Origin of the sequence: Luteolibacter ambystomatis (genome assembly GCF_018137965.1) — a bacterium.
Taxonomy (GTDB): domain Bacteria; phylum Verrucomicrobiota; class Verrucomicrobiia; order Verrucomicrobiales; family Akkermansiaceae; genus Luteolibacter; species Luteolibacter ambystomatis.
Genome location: NZ_CP073100.1, coordinates 1,677,720 through 1,692,308, shown reverse-complemented (window position 1 = coordinate 1,692,308; position 14,589 = coordinate 1,677,720). Strand labels below are relative to the sequence as shown.

17 protein-coding genes are annotated in these 14,589 nt (G+C 61.9%); 7 read left to right on the top strand and 10 right to left on the bottom strand.

The features are described from left to right. Window positions 1–3 precede the first annotated feature (3 nt). Window positions 4–837 carry a metal ABC transporter permease gene (locus KBB96_RS06565; RefSeq protein WP_226373660.1) on the top strand — a complete coding sequence of 278 codons (834 nt, stop codon included), beginning with the start codon at window positions 4–6 and terminating at the stop codon, window positions 835–837. Here the strand turns inward: KBB96_RS06565 and KBB96_RS06560 are convergent. After that, window positions 797–1,174, bottom strand: coding sequence for a hypothetical protein (locus KBB96_RS06560; RefSeq protein WP_211633755.1), 378 nt, complete (start codon window positions 1,172–1,174; stop codon window positions 797–799). The genes KBB96_RS06565 and KBB96_RS06560 overlap by 41 nt on opposite strands. 277 nt (window positions 1,175–1,451) lie before the next feature. Here KBB96_RS06560 and KBB96_RS06555 point away from each other — a divergent pair, with 277 nt between their 5' ends. The 4 genes from KBB96_RS06555 to KBB96_RS06540 all read left to right on the top strand — a co-directional run bounded on the left by KBB96_RS06555 (window position 1,452) and on the right by KBB96_RS06540 (window position 3,877). Next, window positions 1,452–1,808 carry a DnaJ family domain-containing protein gene (locus tag KBB96_RS06555; RefSeq protein WP_211633752.1) on the top strand — a complete coding sequence of 119 codons (357 nt, stop codon included), beginning with the start codon at window positions 1,452–1,454 and terminating at the stop codon, window positions 1,806–1,808. A 104-nt stretch (window positions 1,809–1,912) separates the two neighbouring features. Then, on the top strand, window positions 1,913–2,290 hold the full coding sequence (locus tag KBB96_RS06550) for a HesB/IscA family protein (protein WP_211633748.1): 378 nt from the start codon (window positions 1,913–1,915) through the stop codon (window positions 2,288–2,290). 5 nt (window positions 2,291–2,295) lie between these two features. After that, window positions 2,296–3,081, top strand: a complete 786-nt coding sequence (locus KBB96_RS06545; protein WP_211633745.1) for a hypothetical protein — start codon at window positions 2,296–2,298, stop codon at window positions 3,079–3,081. Between the two features lie 49 nt (window positions 3,082–3,130). After that, the gene (locus tag KBB96_RS06540; RefSeq protein ID WP_211633743.1) at window positions 3,131–3,877 is read left to right on the top strand and encodes a phosphodiester glycosidase family protein; all 747 of its coding nucleotides are present in this window, start codon (window positions 3,131–3,133) and stop codon (window positions 3,875–3,877) included. Window positions 3,878–3,890: 13 nt separating this feature from the next. Here the strand turns inward: KBB96_RS06540 and KBB96_RS06535 are convergent, their stop codons facing one another. Both KBB96_RS06535 and KBB96_RS06530 read right to left on the bottom strand, forming a co-directional pair. Further along, entirely contained in the window at window positions 3,891–5,252 is a 1,362-nt protein-coding gene (locus tag KBB96_RS06535; protein ID WP_226373659.1) for a cytochrome-c peroxidase, read from the bottom strand. A 42-nt stretch (window positions 5,253–5,294) separates the two neighbouring features. Next, on the bottom strand, window positions 5,295–6,320 hold the full coding sequence (locus KBB96_RS06530; protein WP_211633737.1) for an alpha/beta hydrolase: 1,026 nt from the start codon (window positions 6,318–6,320) through the stop codon (window positions 5,295–5,297). 169 nt (window positions 6,321–6,489) lie between these two features. Here KBB96_RS06530 and KBB96_RS06525 point away from each other — a divergent pair, with 169 nt between their 5' ends. Both KBB96_RS06525 and KBB96_RS06520 read left to right on the top strand, forming a co-directional pair. After that, on the top strand, window positions 6,490–6,915 hold the full coding sequence (locus KBB96_RS06525) for a YlbF/YmcA family competence regulator (protein WP_211633735.1): 426 nt from the start codon (window positions 6,490–6,492) through the stop codon (window positions 6,913–6,915). A gap of 13 nt (window positions 6,916–6,928) precedes the next feature. Continuing rightward, a complete protein-coding gene (locus tag KBB96_RS06520; RefSeq protein ID WP_211633733.1) occupies window positions 6,929–7,414 on the top strand; it encodes a hypothetical protein in 486 nt (161 codons plus the stop codon). Window positions 7,415–7,423: 9 nt separating this feature from the next. On the opposite strand, the gene KBB96_RS06515 is transcribed toward KBB96_RS06520, so the two are convergent. The 7 genes from KBB96_RS06515 to KBB96_RS06485 all read right to left on the bottom strand — a co-directional run bounded on the left by KBB96_RS06515 (window position 7,424) and on the right by KBB96_RS06485 (window position 14,511). Continuing rightward, window positions 7,424–7,954: a Pycsar system effector family protein gene (locus tag KBB96_RS06515; RefSeq protein ID WP_211633731.1), complete on the bottom strand. Its 531-nt coding sequence runs from the start codon at window positions 7,952–7,954 to the stop codon at window positions 7,424–7,426. An 83-nt stretch (window positions 7,955–8,037) separates the two neighbouring features. Further along, window positions 8,038–8,574, bottom strand: coding sequence for a hypothetical protein (locus KBB96_RS06510; protein ID WP_211633729.1), 537 nt, complete (start codon window positions 8,572–8,574; stop codon window positions 8,038–8,040). Between the two features lie 124 nt (window positions 8,575–8,698). Beyond that, complete coding sequence (locus KBB96_RS06505; RefSeq protein WP_211633726.1) at window positions 8,699–10,267, bottom strand: hypothetical protein; 1,569 nt, start codon at window positions 10,265–10,267, stop codon at window positions 8,699–8,701. 89 nt (window positions 10,268–10,356) lie between these two features. Continuing rightward, entirely contained in the window at window positions 10,357–11,616 is a 1,260-nt protein-coding gene (locus KBB96_RS06500; protein WP_211633723.1) for a 3-deoxy-D-manno-octulosonic acid transferase, read from the bottom strand. Between the two features lie 29 nt (window positions 11,617–11,645). Next, on the bottom strand, window positions 11,646–12,203 hold the full coding sequence (gene rsmD, locus KBB96_RS06495) for a 16S rRNA (guanine(966)-N(2))-methyltransferase RsmD (protein ID WP_211633721.1): 558 nt from the start codon (window positions 12,201–12,203) through the stop codon (window positions 11,646–11,648). A 43-nt stretch (window positions 12,204–12,246) separates the two neighbouring features. Then, window positions 12,247–13,710 (bottom strand): hypothetical protein, encoded by a 1,464-nt coding sequence (locus KBB96_RS06490; protein ID WP_211633718.1) that lies wholly within the window; start codon window positions 13,708–13,710, stop codon window positions 12,247–12,249. 3 nt (window positions 13,711–13,713) lie between these two features. Beyond that, the gene (locus KBB96_RS06485; RefSeq protein WP_211633715.1) at window positions 13,714–14,511 is read right to left on the bottom strand and encodes a hypothetical protein; all 798 of its coding nucleotides are present in this window, start codon (window positions 14,509–14,511) and stop codon (window positions 13,714–13,716) included. Between the last annotated feature and the right edge of the window lie 78 nt (window positions 14,512–14,589).

Genomic DNA, 14,589 nt, shown 5'->3' with positions numbered 1-14,589 from the left:
ATCGTGGAAATCCTTTCCAATCCCTTCTTCCAGCGCGCCTTGGCCGCGGCGGCCTTCATCGGCTTCGCCAACGGCTGGTTCAGCGGTTTCGTGATCCTGCGCCGCAGCGCGCTGTCCGTGAGCGCGCTTTCGCATACGATGTTGCCCGGCATCGCGCTGGCGATTCTCGTCACTGGCGCGCTGACGCAGTGGAATGCCTTCGCAGGCGCGCTCTTCGCAGCGCTGCTCGTCGGTCTCGGATCGGTGGCGGTGGCGCGCGGCAACCGCATCGAGCAAGGTACGGCACTCGCCGTACTTTACACCGCCTCCTTCGCCGCCGGGGTCGCCATCCTGCCGTTGCTCAAGACCCGCCGCCAGCTTGAGGACTGGTTGTTTGGAAACATCCTCGCGGTGGGCAACAACGACCTCGCGATCTCCTTCGTCTCCGGCGCGCTGGTCCTGCTCACGACCAGCCTGCTGATGCGTCCCATCCTGCTGACCTTGTTCGAGCCGCATGTGGCTGCGGCGCAGGGGGTGCCGGTGCGCTTCATCCACTACTTCCTTTCAGGCCTGCTGGTGCTGTCCCTCGTATCCTCGCTCCAGGCGGTCGGCTGCGTGCTTTCCGTGGGCCTGCTGGTGGCTCCCGCCGCGACGGTATCGCTGATGACGGATCGCACCTCCGCGCTCTTCTGGGGCGGCGGATTGATCGGCGCGGTGGGGTCGGCCGCGGCAGTGATGATTTCCGCGAAGTGGGGGATCTCGCCCGGACCGGCGATCGTGATGTTGCTGGGGCTGCTCTTCGTAGCCGCCTATCTCTTCAGCCCGCGTTACGGATTGGTGTTTCGTAAACGGCATTGAAGCCGCTGCCGAAACCGGGAGGCACGTGCCCCACATGGCCATTGAGCCAGCGTTCCGCTTCCTCGCGTCCGGAGAAAATGCGGCTGCGGTCCGTGGTCCGCGACCAATGGCTGAGCATCCGCACCAACCCATAGGCCGCGGTATCTCCCACGGCGAAGGCGAGCCAGCCGTTCGTGCGATAGCCGTCTCGGCGCATCAGCAGCGCCAGCCGCAATACGTCATTCGCGGTCAGGTCCAGCTTCGCTTTGCTGAAATCAACCAAGCCATGGAGATCCGGAGACCATCCGGGATCTTCCGCCACCGCCGCCGCCGTCGCACGCAGGTCTTCCAACCCCACCGACCCCTGGTATTCCTCGATGCGCAGCCGACGTGCCGGGTCTATCCGGTACCGGCACGTCGGCGCTGGGGGGGGAAAGTAAAAGTTAGAGAGATTCATGATCTTCTTAAATATCTGACCCTCGCGGCTGTCCTCTGTTCAAAAAATCTTCAAATTCCGGCTCTCTAACGCGTTGATTTTGAAATAAATACATGTTGTCGAATAATCAAGAAATCCTAACTATCTGCGGATTCTGTTAGGAATGAATGGAAAGCAAGGGATTACCCATTCAAAACGAGTGCATTTCAGAGAGGCTCCCGATAGGGTGGCGGCGATGTCGATGTTCGAGAAAATCGCCGAGGCGCGGATCGATGAGGCGATCGCATCCGGAGAACTCCGTCCACCGCCCGAAGGGGGGCTTCTTGATCTCGATTCCTATTTCGCGACACCGGAGGAATGGCGCTCGACCCACGCGATGCTCAAGGGGCATGGCTTCGTTCCTCCCGAGGTGGACCTCATGAAGCGGGTGGACTTCCTCAAGGAAGCGCTCGCCGTCACGGCTGATGAGTCGGAGCGGAGCCGGATCTCAATGGAGCTTCAAATCTGCCGGACGGCCTTCGCCATGGCGATGGAGCGCATGCGGATGAGGTCTTAGCCGCTGCGGGGAATCATCCGGCGGAGGCGGCTTGCAAATCACCATCGCGCGGAAACTTTCCGCTGGCACCCAGCGCCCGCGCCCGTATCACTCCCTTGAGAGCAATGATCACATTGACTGAACGGGCGGCCGCCGAGCTGCGTAGCATGCTGGAGAGCAGGGGCGCGTCTCCGGAAACCGGACTGCGGCTCGCCGTCCGGCGGGGAGGATGCGCGGGATGGCAGTATGAAATGGGTTTTGGAACCGCCGAAGCCGGCGATGTGACCGTTGAAGCCCATGGTGCCCGTGTGATCGTGGCTGGCGACAGCGTGGATCGCCTGCGCGGTTGCGAAATCGATTTCTCGGACGCGCTTTCCGACTCCGGATTCAAGATCCATAATCCGAATGCCGCCCGCTCCTGTGGCTGCGGAACTTCTTTCGAAACGGCGGATGAACCGCCGGGTGCCAACGCCGTGGCGGACGGTGAAGCCTGCGGATCCTGATCGCCGTGCCCCGCGTTGTCGAAGAACCCCCTCCCAGCCGTCCGGCGTATTTCTGGTGGCTGCTCGCGAACGTCGTGGCGGCATGCTTCGCCGTGGTGAGCTGGGTGGTTTGCCTGCACATCTTCCAGCATCCGGAGAGCCCGCGGAACTATGAAATCCTGCGGAAACTCAAGCGCCTGCCGGAACTGAAACAGTATAAGGATCTGGATGCGCCCACCGCGAACTCATACACGCCGAAGGACCTCTACAAGAAGTTCAACGGCTTCGATGACACGCTGCTCGCCCGCCTCAATCCGGCGCTGCTGCGGAACTATCTCACCAATTTCCAGAAGCCCCTGCTGCTGTCATATGTGGAAGGCTCCTACAGGGTGGAGACCGTGCGTCCGCTGAAGGAGAATGATTTTTTCAGCCCCGGATTCGTGGTGCGGGGCCGCGCGATGGTGAAGCCGGATGAGTTCACTCCGACGGCTCCCTATCCGGTCATCATCGAATATCTGTTCCCGACCGCCGACCGCGCGGCATTCTCCTGGTTCAAGCCGGACGACATGCTGACGGTGACGAAGGCACAGAACTGCGCCGTCGTGCTGCATGTCTCGAAGGTGGATGCCCAGGATGAGCAGGGAAAGATGGAGAAGATCCTTTGCGTGACCGTGGTGCCGATCGTGTATGGCAACTACCAGGTCGGCGAGGGACGTTCCTTCAGTCTCGATGCACCGGGCTACTTCAAACCGGGAGCGACCTTCCCGTTGTTCAAGGCAACTGCGGCGGATGCCCCGGTGAAAAAGCCGTGAAGCGCACGAGCCCGCTTGCGGTGGCGGGGCGTCATGGCAAGCTTGCGCGATGATACGCCCGCTGATGGCGACCCTCACGTCATGGATCGTGGCATCGCACGTGTCCGCCGTGGAGATCAAAGAGGAATCCGTGTCCCATGCGGGGGTGCGATTCCGCGTGGTGCGGCTGGAGCATGCCTCGCTGCAACTCGTCTGGAAGGATGACAAGGGAACGCCCTACCGCACCTTCGACAAGGTGCAGGCGGCTTGCGGCGCACGCGGGAGGAAGGTGAAGTTCATCATGAACGCGGGCATCTTCGAGCCGGGCGGCGTGCCTTCCGGACTGTATGTGGAAGCAGGCCGCGAATGGCTTCCGCTGAACAAGCGGAAAGGAGAGGGGAACTTCTACCTGCACCCCGGTGGAGTATTCTCATGGTCCATAGGTTCAGCCGCGCCATCCTTCATCCGCATGACGACCATGGATGAAGCCCTGCCGCCATTGCCTTCAAAAGACTGCATGGCGATCCAAGCCGGGCCGATGCTCCTGATCGATGGCAAGCGCCATTCCGCGTTCAAGGAAGGTTCGACCAATCGCCTTCATCGCAACGGCGTGGGGATCGATGGAAACGGCAAGGTGGTTTTTGCGATCACCTCACCCGGACAGACCGTAAACTTCTGGGACTTCGCCGGACTGTTTCTGAAGCTCGGTTGCGGGCGGGCGCTGTTCCTCGATGGAGACATTTCACAGATGGAGGTGAATCCCACCGCTCCGACCGAGAGCAACATGTTCGGGGCGATGTTTGTGGTGGCCGAGTAGCGCGGGCTACTCCTTACGGAGCATCGTAGCGGAATGGATCCGAGAATTTCGGATCGGTCGTGACCGATGTGTCGGTCAGCGTTTTCAAGAATGCGACGAGGGCGGCTTTCTGTCCGGGATTCAGATTGAGTCGGCGGGGATTGCCCATGCCGGGGTTGCCGGGTGGCACCCGCAGTTGGGGCGAGAGATTCGGATGATTCACCACGCCTGAGTTGTAGAACTCGACGACCTGCTCCAAGGTGGCGAACCGGCCATCGTGCATGTAGGGCGCGGTGAGCTCGATGTTGCGCAGCGAAGGCACCTTGAAGAAGCCTTCATCGCTGGTCAGTCCGGTGACGGAGCCAAGGCCCTTGTCCACATAGGGATTCTCCAGTCCATTGTTGAAGATGTTGTTGCCGGGAACGAAGTTGTCGCTGCCATGGCAGGCCGAGCAACCTCCCGCCGGACCATTGAAGATGGCGCGGCCTTGGTTTTCCTCCGCGGTGAAATTGGTGAAGTTCACCGGCACGCCCTGGTCATACTTGGTATTGCCCGAGACAATGGATCGGACGAACTGCGCCAGTGCTTTCGAAATGCGGGTCGAGTTTACAGCCGGATCTCCGAAGGCGGAGGTGAACAGTGTGGCGTAGTAGGGTTCGGCAGACACCTTCGTGACCAGTTGGTCGAGCGTAAGGCCCATTTCCGTGGTATTTTGGATCGGCATCAGCACCTGATCCTCCAGCGTGGCGGCACGCTCGTCCCAGAAGTACTTGCCGCGCAGATAATACCGGTTGCTGGTCAGTCCCATTGAATTCCGACCCGTCAGGCCGCCGGCGAAACCGGTGCTGAAGCGGGCGGGATCCGAGAAGCCATGGGCCGGTTGATGGCAGGACGAGCACGAGACGGTGTTGTTCGCCGAGAGCCGCTTGTCGTAGAACAGCACCCGGCCGAGCGTGGCCCCGGGATTGGTCGTGGCATTGTCGAAAGGGGTGTTGTTCTGGGCGCGGATCTGCTGGGTCAGCAGATGGGCGGGCAATGTGGGATTCGCATAGTTGGCGAGGGTGGCAGGCAGTTGCAGAGCATCGGCGACATCATTGGCGGCCACTTGCGAATCGGAGTTGTAGTGCAGGCGGTAGTATAACCGAGGGGTGCCGTTTTGCTTTGCGAGAGCGATTCTCAAGAGACTGTTGCGGACCTTCAAGGTGCTGGCATCCGACCAGTTTGTGAGGTCGGAAGAGCGTTGCAGCGTCCACACCCGGTTACCGGTATCGGTGAGATCGAGTCGTCCGATGGAATTGCCACCGCCGGGCTGAAGTGAGACCGAGGAACCTGCGGGCAGGGGATCGGCGGCAGCCAGAGAAGGAAGCAGGGTGATGAGAAGCGCGTGGGTTTTCACACCATGCATTTCGCCACGAGGTGGTGCATGGATCTAGGAAGTTTACCTTCCCTTAATGCCCGCCCGGGAGGTTTTACCATCCCCTAACATGGAGGTGATGTAGAAGCGGCAGAGATCCGCATACAACGCATGGGAGCCGGTGGAAAGCACGTTGCCATGGCCGCCGCCACGAACCTCCCGGAATGTTTTGCGGTTGCCCGGGATGGCATCATAGATGGCCCGTCCGGCGGAGATCGGGATAAAGGTATCCTGGTCCCCGTGGACGATGAACGCGGGGATGGTGATGCGGGTGGCGGCATCGACCGGCCGGATGTCGGCTGGAGTGAAACCTTCCCTGAAATACACGCCGCAGGAGCAGGCCTCCGAGGCGAACGGAGCGATGACGGCCAGTTTCGGAATGGCTGTCGCCGCCCGCTCTACCGGTTGGCTCAAAGACGAGAAGGCCGCCACCGTGGCCACCGCCGACCAATGGCCATCGCATTTTCCGGCAGCCTGCAAGGCGATGGCTCCGCCTTGGGAAATGCCGAACAACGCGGCAGGAGCAGCCGGGAATGAAAACCGTTGCGCGGCATCAGCGACGAGGTCGCCGGCCAGCGCGGTTTCATGTTTGCCAAAGGTGGCGGTGGGCGAGGGGTTGTCTCCATGTCCTGGCAAATCCGGCAGGATGCAGCGGAATCCGGCGGCGCAGAAGCGCTCGGCGATGGGCAGGTTGTCTTCCTTCCGGCCGCAATAGCCGTGGAGCAGGACGATCGTGCCACGGGTATCACCCCATCGACCGGGGGTGACGCCGCGTTTCATCAGCTCCTCGCGAACGATCCGCCCCTTGTTCGCCGTGCCGGGATCCGGTGAAGGAGTGACCAACAGGCAGGGAGTGCCGGACGGACCGGTGTAAGGTTGGACGCGCAGGCCGAACTCGGAAGGCTGGCTGAGAATTTCCCGGTGGTAGTCCTGCAAGGGGCGCCGGTTCGGATGCAGCAGCCGGTCGGAACCCCAGACCGCCAATCCACCGAAAGCCACCAGCAACAGAAGGGTGGAGGTGATGGCGGCGCGTCGGATGAACTTGATCATGGATGACGGGACCCTCGGGGCCACGGGTGAAAGGCCGATGGCACTTTGATGAATCCCCGGTGAAAAGTGCCGTGGCCGCTCCTTTTCACGGAAAAAGATGCGCGAAAATTCACCTGTGGGGGCAGGGATGGGGGTTGCCAGCGGGGAAAAGCAGGGGTAGAGGGAGCGCATGTCGATTCTTTCCGAAGACTCCTCCGTCATCTCCAAGACCAAGGACCTGTGCGCCCAGATCGTGGCCGAGCCGCGCTTCAAGGAGCTCCAGGGCCGGGTCGAGCGCTTCCTCGATGACGATGCCGCCCGTCTCCAATACCAGAGCGTGCACGAGCGCGGAGAGGAACTGCATCACAAGCAGCATGCCGGAGTGGAACTCGGTGCCGCGGAGATCCGCGAGTTCGAAGCCGCCCGCGATGCCCTCTTCAAGAATGAGATCGCCCGCGGTTTCCTGGAAGCCCAGCGCGAACTGGAGTCGATCCAGCAGACCATCGGCAAATACATCGGTATGACTCTCGAACTCGGCCGCGTGCCGGAGGCCGAAGACTTCGCCGAAGCTGAAGATGGCTGCTGCGGTGGCAACGGTGGCTGCGGCTGCCACTAAGCTGCTGCCACGCATGCGTTTTCTGTTGCTGCCCGTGTTGTTGGCCGGCGTTCTGTCGGTGGGTTGCGCTCCCCAGCGTGAACTCCACTCGATGGCGGACGTGGCCCGCATCACGGGCAAGTTGCCTTCGGACCGGGCGACTGTTTTCGTGCATCTGCCGGAAACAGTGGGTCCGTTCAGTGGCAGCCTGACAGTGGATGGCCGGGAGGTTGCCCGGCTTTCCCCGGGCTCCTTCACCAAGCTCACGCTGCCGGGAGGAATCCACGTTTTCGATATGAAGTGGTCGATGATCGCCACCCGCATGAGCGATGATCAGGCGATCTCCCTTCAGAACGGCCATGTTCACACCATCGCCATTGAGAATGGTCCCCGCAACCACCGGAACCTCGTGAAGTCGATCATGAATGAAACGTTCGTGGGCTACACGCACTTCCGCGATATGAATGCGATGGATGGCATCCAGAGTTCCCGCTACGAGAAATACGTGGAGGCGCGCTGAGAACGACCGTCACAAATACATCACCACGGCGGTTGCGGCGGTAATGGAAAGTCCGCAGAGGAACGTGCGGTAGGCGTATCGCAGGTAGCGGTACTTGTGGTGATGGAGGACGCAGCCGAGCTGATAGATGTCCTCCGCCATGGCATGGATCGTTTCCTGATCCGATGAGAGGATGGCGTTGATCGATTGGTGGAACTCCTCGCTCGTTCCTTGGGCGAAGGTGCCGAAGAACAGCCGGTTCGGATGGCTGTTCCCTTTCCCGGAGCGGGGGAAGATGGCCAGCGCGGCGAAAAAGCACGCCGTGAAACAGGTGGCGGAAAGCAACCCCAGGATCAGGTTGAAACCCCGCTGTGAAACCTCGTGGAAAAGGATCGAGAGGACCACGAACGATGCGCCGATGAGCACGTTCGCCTTCTGGTCCGCCATCTGGCTCAGTGAGACATGATGGTTCTGGACGGTGCGGAGAAAGGTCGCGACCGCGTTGTCGAATCCGCGCTGTTTATGGGTGCCGGGTTCCATGATCGGGAACCAATCTGGCACGGGGAGGGGATGAGAGGGAAGTCCCGAACTTCTCCGGAGACATCCTCCGGCCTCGGCCGGCGGACGTCTCCGGGAAAAAAGCGTCAGGGCTTGATGCGGGCGAGCTCGAGGAACTTGTCGAGGCTCATCGCGACTTGGATCTGCGGGGTCGTCTGCGTCACGTGGATGCCTTCGGCACGGGCCGGAAGGGAGCTGAACTGGAGATTGAGCTCGGAAATCTCACGCGGCACTTCCTCGCGGATCTCGCCGGTCAGAAGGTCTTTGGTGATGCGGACATTGAAGCCCTTGCCGTGAAGAACGCGATAGAACGTTTCCTGGCTGGGAGCGGATGATGCAGGAGCGGACGAACCGTTCACTGCAGCTTTCGGAGCCGGGCGTTTGATGCCGCTGCCAGCGTCTTTCTCACCCGTGGCCGGGCAAACGCCCGCCTGGGTCAGATACTTGCCGGAGATATAGATCGGCGCGTCACCGGCACGGCGGTAGCGCGGAGTGTCTTCCAGAGTCCATTTGCATTTGGCGGCTTCCAGAGATGCTTCGAGAGCCTCAGGGGTGGCCTCGAGACCGTTCTGGGTGCGCAACTCGAGGATTTTCTCCAGAGTGTCGTTCGGGATGTTCAGCATGGGCGCCGAGAGTTCTCCGGGACTTTCTGGCTGGCAAGGAGTTTCACTCCTTCGAACCAAAATTCCGTCATCCAACAGGCACCCAGATGTCGCGCTCCGCACTCTGCAATGTCATGTCACGCCATCACTCTTCGTCGCGTGCCGCCAGCACCTGGGTGCGGCGCAGCGTGCGATTGCGGAGCTGGTGGCGGAACGGATGATCCGGAAGCGACTTTGCGATGCGCAGGACCATTGGGTTGAGTTTCAATTTGCGGCGTTCGACACCGGTACGCTTCTTCGGCTTCCGCTTCTTGGGCTTGCGCTTGCGCTTTTTCTTGGCGGCGGAGGGCGCTTCTTCCGTGGATGCGGCAGCCGGTGCGGGAGCTGCCTGACGGCGCTCCGGCATGACCATGCGGTCGTTCGAGTAGAGCAGCACATGTCCCTGGGTCAGCAGCCAGAAGAGGTCGGACAACCATTCCTGCGGCGCTTCCTCGACACCTTCCGGAAGCACGGCCTTCCAGAGGTCGGCGAGTTTCGGATCCTTCTTGCCTTGCAGCCAGTTGACGATGGCCGCCGGACGTTCGGCCAGCACAGCATCGCTCGAGAGAGGATGCGGACGGGCCGGACCGGTGAAGAGCTTGCCTTCGCGCTTGAAGACGGGAAGGTGTTCGGCTTCCAGCATGCGGCAGACCGCCGGGATCAGCACGGCGGGATGCTTGCGGGCATGCGAACCCGCGACTTTCAATGAGGCGAGCAGGGACGGCGAAAGGTGCTTGGCGGGAATGCCCGCGGAGATCTCGGCCTTGCGGATTTCGCTGAAGGCTTCCTCGAAATGCTTCGTGGCGAACTGGCGTTCGGCCTCGGCGGAATCTTCGATCCATGGCGTTTCCTCATCGCTGCCCTTGAGCCGCCAGCGCACGCGTTTCTTCATCGTTTCCAGCCATGCATTCACGGCTTCCTCGCCGCGTTCGGTGCGCACCTTGGAAGAATACACTTCGAAGGGAAGATGGGCGAAGCGCTCGCGATGAAGGCGGCGCAGGTTGGTCTGGTAGGAGTGGAAGTTCGGCGGTCCGAGCCATTCCCCGCTGAGTCCACAGCGGGCCACGCTTTGGAAATTGCCGGCCGGTGGATCGACTTCCACGGTCTCTTCATCAAAGAGCGCGCCACGGGCTTCCGTCTGCCAGAAATGGCGGACGGCTTCCTCCTTGGTCTGCCACAGCGAGCCATCGTGCTTGCCGAGGAACAGCGCGGGCTTCGATTCGGAAACCTCGAACACCGCGCGGCAACGGTCGCGTTGCGCCAGCAGGATCTGGGCGATATCGAAAAGCGAATAGACGCGGGCGACGTGGTGGACTTCTTTCGCGATCAGGTGAACGGCCGGTGTGTCCGGGTGGAGTTGCACGCGGACTCCGGCGGCTGGAACGGCTTCCTCGAGGCGCGGCGGCCCGCTACGACGATCCTCGTAGTTGCCCCGCTGCCCGCCACCACCACGGCGGTCGTCGCGATTGCCTTCGAAGCGGCGGCCACCACCGCCGCCACGGCGCTCACCGTCCCTGTCCTCACGCGGTCCGCGGTCGCGGTTGTCACGTCTTGGCGCGTCTGTGCCGGAGCGTTCACGGGGCTGTTTGGCAGGCGCGTCGCCGCGTGCCCATGCCGGACCGAGGTCGATGCCGGACAGGAGATTGCGGAGAGGATTGGATTCTGGGTCGCTCACGGGCGGTGACGTTAACGGGTTCTTTGGAAATGACAAACCCCGCGTTCAAGCAATCAGCGGGGGGATTTCGGGCTGAAAATGGCTGGTTTTCAGCTTCGGAGCAACTCCACGGTGCGCGCCGTGGAGCCTTCATGCCGCAGCAGCACCGAGCGGGCCGCCACCACTCCATCCCGGAGGGAGGTATCCGGATGCAAGGCCCGACGCAAGGTGTCCGGGAGGCTGTTCCCGTCTGATACCCGCAGACAACCACCTGAACGGGTGAGATCGGTAGCCAGTGGTTCGAAGTTCTCCATGTGCGGGCCGAAAACCACCGGCCTGCCCGCAAGCACGCCCTCGCACGGATTCTGCCCACCCGTGCCGAGGAAACTTTTGCCGATGACGACCACGTCCGCATGAGCCGTCCAGTCGCGGAGTTCGCCGGTGGAATCCACCACCAGACAGGCTGCCGAAGCGTCCACAGGCGCGGAGAATTGGGAACGCAGCACCACTTCGAAGCCCGCGGCGATGAGTTGTGCTTTCACTTCCGCACGGCGTTCAGCATGGCGCGGCACGATGACAGGAAGCGCTCCAGGAGCGGCCCCGCGAATGGCGGTGGCGATCATGGCCTCCTCTCCCGCGTGTGTGCTGGCGGCGAGAACTATCGGGCGGGATGCTCCGAAATCCGCCAACATCGCGGTGAACTCTTCGCGCTTCGCGGGATGTGCGCCGGTACCCGGATCGAACTTCAAGCTGCCCATGACCCGGACATTCGCGGCCGGAACACCCAGATCCTGCCAGATGGCGGCATCCGCGGATTCCTGAACGCCCACGCGATCGAGCTGCGAGAAAACCGGCCGGATCCACTCCGCGAATTTCCGATAGCGTCGCTGCGAACGCGGTGACATGCGGGCATTGACCAGTCGCACCGGAATACCCGCGCGTTTGGACAGCAGCAGCAGATGCGGCCATGCCTCACCTTCGACGAGCACGATTTGTGCAGGTTCGAAACGCTTCAGATAGCGGCGCACCATCCAGCGGAAATCGAGCGGTGCATAGACGATACGGACGTCCTCCATGCCAGCTTCGTTCGCGACGGCGTGTCCGGTGGCGGTGCCGGTGGCTAGGACGAATTTCTGATCCGGCACGGCACGGCGCCACTCGCGCAACAGTTTCAAGGCCAGCAGCGTTTCGCCCACGCTTACCGCATGGAGATGCACCGCGCCGCATGGTTCGTAGTCGATGGGTGCGCGATAGATGGAAAGGCGCTCCCGCAGGCCGCTGCCGAAGCCGCCGCGGCGGGCCATCTTCACGAGCCACCCCGGGAACGCGGCCACGAACAGCACCGGCAACAACAGCCGGTAAAGTGCCATTCCAAAAAATCCGTACATCGCGCGGGACGCTAGGCGGCTGCACGGACGGCGTAAAGCAGGATGGCGCATCCGCCGTATTCCCGCCGGTCCTTGAGTTCCCATCCCTCCGCCAGCGGAGATTTCTGAGAGGCAGAGATTTCAACGACGAGCCAGCCATCCGCGGCCAACCGGCCGGGAAGAGCCGGGTGGGCGAGCAACTCCTTCACGTGGTCGCGGTCACCATAGTTCTTGTAGTAAGGAGGATCGGCAAAGATGAGGTCGTATTGGCAGGAGTCGGAGCGTAGGAATGAACCGACCTCCGATTTCACTACGCGGCCGCCGTCCAGCTTCGCCTTGGCAAGATTTTCGCCGATCACGGAAACCGCCTGGCGGTGTTCATCCACAAACACACAGGAAACCGCTCCGCGGCTGAGGGCCTCCAAGCCGATGGCCCCTGATCCGGCGAAGAGATCGAGCACACGGGCCCCATCCACTTTTTCGCCGAGGATCGAAAAGATCGCCTGGCGAACGAAGTCGGTGGTGGGCCGGGCTACCGCCGATGGAACCTTGATGGCCAGACGGCCCGCTTTGCCTGCGATGATGCGCACGGCCGATTCGTGGCATCCCAGGCTGCTTCTGACAATGCGAGCTTCACCTCCGGCTGCTGTTCCGGATCATTTGCACCGCGTCCTGTGCATTCAAAGTATCGCCGCCCTGGCCGAGCTGGATGAGCGTGCCTTCGCCGTTGCCTGCGATCAGAATATCGGAGGCGAGGCGATCCGGAGTGCCGAGTTGACCGAAGGCGATGCGTTTTCCGGAACGCTGGAAATGAGTGGTCAGAGACATGGCGAATGATGGTTCCGCCACGATGCGAAGCACACCGGCCGCACGTCCATCCGGGATGACCGTCGCATTGCCGAGTAAGGACAGGTTGTCCCCGATCAAGCGCAGCTCGGGGCAGGACACGATGCCATTGGCCATGAGGAGGGTGGCTCCTCCCCGGTCGAAATGGCATGCGGGCTGCCCCGGCAGGCTGAGGGAGATGCCGGACGCTTCCACTTGGGTCGCTCCTTTCCATGAGAAGGGATGGCTCAGGAAGCCTCCGAAGCGCGCGGTCGAACGATACTCGCGGACGCTGCATTCCCCCTGTGTGGGAAACGTCCATTTCCGATCCGTCTGGAGGGGGATTTCCGATTCGAACTCGACAGGCAGGCCGGGGACCAGCCCGACCTTGCCACCGAACTTCCAATCCAAGCCGGCGAATTGACTGTCGGCAGGACCCAGGAAAAGAATCGGAGACTGCCACCGAAGCGGGACACAAACCTGCGTGGCGAGACCGGCACCTGCGGAGCGGAGGCGGCTCACCCGCATGGACGAATCGGCCGGACCGCCTGCCACGGGCACTGCGGTGTCCAGTCCGTCCAGTTCCATCAAAGGTTCGGGAATTCCCTCCGCCATGAGTGCGAACGAGCCGTTCCGCACCGTAACCCACACCGTGGGGCTTTCACCTGCTATCGCCGCTCCCGGTGGAGGTGGGGGCAGGCTGACCGTGAGAGGCGGAATCGGAGGTAGTTCCGAACTCTCAGGAATCACCGGCAACGGTCCCACCGGAGGCTGGGAACTGGCCGGGCGAATGGCAATGGCCGGAGCTTGAGGTGATGCGGCCGCGGCCAGCGTCGGGGGTTCCGATTGCTGGATAGGCACGAGATGGGACAGCCATCGCACCGGCAGCACGGCCCGCGGGGAATCGATCTCCAGAGATTGCAGTTCCCATTGCCGCCGGAGCCACGATTCCCATCTGGGCCAGGCGCGGATGGACTCAACTTTCAACAGTGGTTCCTGAATCCGACTACGGTGAGATTCCGGTTGATCGAGGACGAGGCCCTTCAGGCAAATGCCGGTCCACGGCGTGGCAGTGGCGGACTCAAGGTGTGCGGTTAGTCCTGTCTTCGCGGAAATTTTCCTGGCGAGCCAGGATTTTCCCCAAGGAGAGGCCAGCCAGAGATTGCCCGCCAACAGGCACAACCATGGCGCGGCGGCAAGCAAAGCCACCGCGAGAATCCGACGACGGCGGAACCACGGGCGCTTGCTTCCCGAGCGATCCGCCGTGGACATGATTTACTTCTTCTTCGGTGAGGGAGCCGGGGCCGGTGCCGGCTTGCCGGAAGCACCTGCCGGGCGCTGTGCATTCTCCTGGACCTGTCCGGCCTTGCCGAGCGGGAAGCGGATCACGAGGCTTTTGTCCTGGAGGCGGGAGCCTTCCGTGGAGATTTCCTGCACACGGTAAACGATGAGGCCGTATTTCTTGTCCGCAAACTGGCCGATGGCGAAGTTCTCCTTGGTGCGGGCAAGGGTGGTGGTTTCCTCGAACTTCCATTCATGGCCGGTCCATGCACCCAGGATGCTCTCAGCATCCGCATTGATGTCCTCGAGACGCTTCATGTTGCCATTGGGCGAGCGGAAAAGATCTTCTTTCGGAAAATAGCCGAGGGTGGAAATCGTTTGCGCTCCGTTCTCGCCGCCGCCCATGCCGAGGATGCTCCATTTCTCTCCGGTGGAGGTCGTGGATTGGCGCAGGGTGAGAATCACATCGGCCTGAGGCTTGAATTCACGCTTCGCCCAGAGTTGGAGATACTTGTCATATTCCTCCTTGGTCAGGCCGAGTTTCTCGTCGTAGGGCAGGGGGGCACCCGGCTTGGACTTGGTGGAAAATTCACGGAACCAAGTCGGGTCCTTCTTGGCGGCTTGTTCGACCTTGGTGACGTACTGGTTGATCTCTTCCGGCGGAAGCACGACACCGATCTGACCACGGACCGGGACGTCCTTCTCGAACAAGCCCGCAAACACTTTCGGCACCTCAGCGGCGGAGGCATGGCACAGCAGGGCGGCGGTGAGGGGCAGGAAGAAGCGTTTCATGAATGGGAAAGCGGCGGCGAAACTGCCCCCGCCGGGGCTGAAAGACAAGCGGCAATGCGGGCCGGATCGAGTTCCGGA

What these genes read in the sequence shown, in the direction of transcription:
- KBB96_RS06490 (WP_211633718.1), bottom strand. Translation starts at nt 13,710, where the DNA reads ATGTCCACGGCGGATCGCTCGGGAAGCAAGCGCCCGTGGTTCCGCCGT.
- KBB96_RS06540 (WP_211633743.1), top strand. Translation starts at nt 3,131, where the DNA reads ATGATACGCCCGCTGATGGCGACCCTCACGTCATGGATCGTGGCATCG.
- KBB96_RS06550 (WP_211633748.1), top strand. Translation starts at nt 1,913, where the DNA reads ATGATCACATTGACTGAACGGGCGGCCGCCGAGCTGCGTAGCATGCTG.
- KBB96_RS06530 (WP_211633737.1), bottom strand. Translation starts at nt 6,320, where the DNA reads ATGATCAAGTTCATCCGACGCGCCGCCATCACCTCCACCCTTCTGTTG.
- KBB96_RS06485 (WP_211633715.1), bottom strand. Translation starts at nt 14,511, where the DNA reads ATGAAACGCTTCTTCCTGCCCCTCACCGCCGCCCTGCTGTGCCATGCC.
- KBB96_RS06520 (WP_211633733.1), top strand. Translation starts at nt 6,929, where the DNA reads ATGCGTTTTCTGTTGCTGCCCGTGTTGTTGGCCGGCGTTCTGTCGGTG.
- KBB96_RS06500 (WP_211633723.1), bottom strand. Translation starts at nt 11,616, where the DNA reads ATGGCACTTTACCGGCTGTTGTTGCCGGTGCTGTTCGTGGCCGCGTTC.
- KBB96_RS06525 (WP_211633735.1), top strand. Translation starts at nt 6,490, where the DNA reads ATGTCGATTCTTTCCGAAGACTCCTCCGTCATCTCCAAGACCAAGGAC.
- KBB96_RS06510 (WP_211633729.1), bottom strand. Translation starts at nt 8,574, where the DNA reads ATGCTGAACATCCCGAACGACACTCTGGAGAAAATCCTCGAGTTGCGC.